Annotated in this window: 3 protein-coding genes; 1 reads left to right on the top strand and 2 read right to left on the bottom strand. The window is 70.6% G+C overall.

The features are described 5' to 3' along the window. Together AC1DP0_RS19295 and AC1DP0_RS19300 are read right to left on the bottom strand one after the other, a co-directional pair. A partial coding sequence (locus AC1DP0_RS19295; RefSeq protein ID WP_478087648.1) for a hypothetical protein occupies positions 1-961 on the bottom strand: 961 nt, incomplete at its 3' end. Between the two features lie 58 nt (positions 962-1019). Continuing rightward, positions 1020-3218 (bottom strand): ATP-dependent DNA ligase, encoded by a 2199-nt coding sequence (locus AC1DP0_RS19300; RefSeq protein WP_478087652.1) that lies wholly within the window; start codon positions 3216-3218, stop codon positions 1020-1022. 67 nt (positions 3219-3285) lie between these two features. Between AC1DP0_RS19300 and AC1DP0_RS19305 the strand changes: the two genes are divergently transcribed. Then, positions 3286-3687, top strand: a complete 402-nt coding sequence (locus AC1DP0_RS19305) for a PPOX class F420-dependent oxidoreductase (protein WP_478087654.1) — start codon at positions 3286-3288, stop codon at positions 3685-3687. The last annotated feature ends 194 nt before the right edge of the window (positions 3688-3881 follow it).

The following is a 3881-nucleotide window of genomic DNA, read 5'->3' on the forward strand; positions in this document are numbered from 1 at the left end:
GCGAGACGGTACTCACGATCGTCATGACGACGATCGTGGCGAGCGCCGCCACCTCCATGACGCCTACCACGAGCGTCAGGGCGCCGAGCCGTGGCGTGAAGTCGCCCGCCACCAGCGGTCGCCGCCGGCTCCGCACTGCAACCCACACGATGAGCACAGCCACGATCGACGCGTGGATCCACGACAGGGGGCGGTCGAGGCGGGGGCGCCAGAAGGTCTCTCCGCCCAGGAAGCCACCGGTCAAGTTCAGGTACAGCGCAGCCATCAGAACCAGTTTGAGGGCCGACGCCACGAGCACCCCCCTTGTCGTCACTCGCCAGGGCAGCAGGCGCTCGGTCCGCTCGCGCTGTTCCTCGACCGAGCTCGCCAAGGCGAAGACGGCAAGCAGCGAGAGAAGGATCGCTGCCGAGGGTGCGAGGCCGCGAGCACGGAGGGCGTCGAGTGCTTGGTCGACGTCGGAGTTCCGGACGGTAGCGGTGAACGCCATGGCCGGCACCGTTGCTACGAGCACGCACCGCGCGGTCTCACGGCCGCTGCGCCCAGGGGGCAGAGCGAGCGCGACTGCGGTGCAGGCACATCCGAGCGCGACCAACCATCCGTGGGCAGGCCCGACGGGGAGCGAGCCCAAGGTGAGAAGAGCGAGGACGGCCGTAGTCCCGCTCAGCGCCACGCGCGCGAGCGCTCTCGACCGGACGGCCCCCACCGTGACCGCCTCCGTGGCCAGGCCGAGTGCTACCACGGTGATGAGGGACTGCCACGGCCAGTAGGTATCACCGGTGATCGTGTTGACCACTTCGGGCCCGCGCCACCCGGTGGCGACCATGAGACAGAGCAGCACTGCAACGAGGTGCCCGAGGACCACGACGACCCGGACCGCAGGATCGAGGTTGGGCGAGCTGACCCGGAGGGCCCGCGCCCTCAGACCATCACCCAGCCGGGCCCTGAGCCCCACCTGCGTCATCACCCCATGGAAGCGGAGATCCTGTGTCGCTGCGGGCGATCGAGCGGATTGGACGCGGTCAGGAGCCTGCCGAAAGGACGTCGGCGAGGTCGTAGCTGACCGGCTCCTCGAGCTGGTCGAAGGTGCACGACTCGGGCGTGCGGTCCTCGCGCCAGCGGACGAACTGCGCCGTGTGCCGGAAGCGCTCGCCCTCCATGTGGTCGTAGCGCACCTCGACGACCCGCTCGGGCCGCAGGGGCACGAACGAGAGGTCCTTCTGGTTGTTCCAGCGGGAGTACTCCGACGACCGGGGAGTGCGTACGCCGCCGGCCTCCTCCGCGGGCGCGGCCCAGTTCCAAGGGTGCTCGTCCCACTCCGCCACGAGCGGCTGGAGCTCCTCGAAGAGCTCCTTGCGCCGGGTCATCGGGAAGGCACCGATGACGCCGACCGACGCGAGCTGCCCGTCGTCGCCGTAGAGCCCGAGCAGCAGCGAGCCGATCGCGTCGGGTCCGCTCTTGTGCACCCGGTAGCCCGCGACGACGCAGTCGGCGGTGCGCTCGTGCTTGACCTTGAACATCAGGCGCTTGTCGGGCTCGTAGGCGATGTCGACGGGCTTGGCGATGACGCCGTCGAGACCGGCGCCCTCGAACTGGGTGAACCAGCCCTTGGCGACGTCGCGGTCGGCCGTCGCCGCGGTCAGGTGGATCGGCGACTGAGCTTTGGCAAGCGCCCTCTCCAGAGCGGCGCGACGCTCGGCGAAGGGCTTGTCCAGGTAGGACTCCTCGCCGAGGGCGAGCAGGTCGAAGGCGACGAACGAGGCCGGCGTCTCGGCGGCGAGCTTCTTGACCCGTGACGCGGCCGGGTGGATGCGCTGCTGGAGCAGGTCGAAGTCGAGGCGGTCGCCCGACGACGGTGACACGAGGACGATCTCGCCGTCGATGACGCACTTCTCCGGGAAGTTCGCGAGCACGGCCTCGACGACGTCGGGGAAGTAGCGCGTCATCGGCTTCTCGTTGCGCGACCCGATCTCGACGAGGTCGCCGGACCGGTAGATGATCGACCGGAAGCCGTCCCACTTCGGCTCGTAGAGCACGTCGACCTTGACGGCCGAGAAGTCCTTGACCGGCTTGGCGAGCATCGGCGACACAGGAGGGACGACCGGCATACCCCACGTCGTGCGGAGGTCGGCGTCGCGCTCGGCCTTGGGAGCCATGTAATCCCCGTCGGCCTTGTCGGTCCGTCGCTTGCTCGGCTGCACGCGCGGCGGCTCGCCCGGCATCTTGGGGTAGTCCGGAGGAAAGTTCAGCTCGCCGAGGCCGCGCTCGCTGACGTCCTTGTCCCACAGGGCGATTGCCGCAGCGACGTCGCCGATCTCGTCGTCGATGCCGGCCCACGCATCCCCGCGCGAGGCGACGAGCTCCGGCACCGTGCGCACCGTGAGCTCCTTGGCGTCGACCGACCCGAGCTCCTCCCAGGTGACCGGCGTCGACACGGGCGCACCCGGCAGCGGACGGGGTGAGTAGGCGGACGCGATGGTCCGGTCGCGGCACGCCTGGTTGAAGTCGACGAAGACCTTGTCGCCGCGCTCCTCCTTCCACCACGACGTCGTGACGAGGTCGGGCAGCCGGCGCTCGAGCTCGCGCGCGATGCCGATGACGCCGTGCCGGACGTCGAGGAACTCGTGCGTCGGCGCGACCCGGGCATAGACGTGCACGCCGCGGTTGCCGGAGGTCTTGGCCCACGCGGTGAGCCCGATCTCGGACATCACCTCGCGCAGGGCGAGGGCAGCCTCGACGGCGTCCTTGAACCCCCGGCCCGGCTGCGGGTCGAGGTCGATGCGCAGCTCGTCGGGGTTGTTGACGTCCGCCGTCCGCACCGGCCACGGGTGGAAGGTGATGGTGTTCATCTGCGCCGCCCACACGGCATCGGCGATCTCGTCGATGACGAGCTGCGGGTGCTTGCGCCCGGACGGATAGGTGCACATGACGGTGCGCGTCCCCTCGGGCACGCCCTTGGGCGGGTTCTTGGAGAAGAACTCCTCGCCCTCGATGCCCTCCGGGAAACGCTGCAGCGTCACCGGCCGGTCGCCCAGCGCCCGCAGCATCGGGTCGGCAACCGCGACGAGGTAGTGCGCCACGTCGAGCTTCGTGACCGGCTTGCCGTCGGCCATCCCGGCCGCGGGCCACAGCACCCGGTCGGGACTCGAGACGCGCACCTCCCGCACCCCGGACGGGCTCGACGGGCTGGGCGCTGCGATGACAGCGGGCTTGGCGCTCACCCGCCCGATCGTAGCCACGGGGTGAGACGTCGCAGGCGTTGCGCGCCCAAACGGGTAGGTGACCGCCATGACCCAAGCACCAACACTGCACAATCTCGGCGGCGAACGCTTCGTGCTGCTGACGACCTACCGCCGCTCGGGCGAGCCGGTCGCGACTCCCGTGTGGGTGCTTCCCGACGCCGGCGCCGCCATCGTCAGCACCCCCGAGGGGACCGGCAAGCTCAAGCGCCTGCGTGAGGACCCGCGCGTCACGGTCCAGCCGTGCGACCGCCGCGGCAACGTGGACCCGGGCGCCCCGGTCGTTGAGGGCCGTGCCGAGATCATCACCGACTCCGCCGCGTCCGAGGCGGTCAACCGCCGGCTCGCGCGCAAGTACGGCATCGAGTTCCACATCTTCATGGCCATCGAGTGGGTCGTGCGACGCGGCAACAGCAACCGCGTCGTCGTGCGGATCACCCCCACCGCCTGACGATCCGGCCCCCGCGGTCGTCCGCACTGGTTACATGGAGGCATGCGGCCCTCTGGAGTCGCCAACCCGGGCGGGCCCCCGGCCGGCATCGTGGGGCGGGGAGGCTCCCCCGCGCTCGCCGAGGCCGTGCGCCGACTCGTGCCCGCTGCATACGGCAAGGCGGTCGTCCTCGTCCGCCTCTCGCCGCCCACGCC

Source organism: Terrabacter sp. P5_B1 (genome assembly GCF_056400505.1).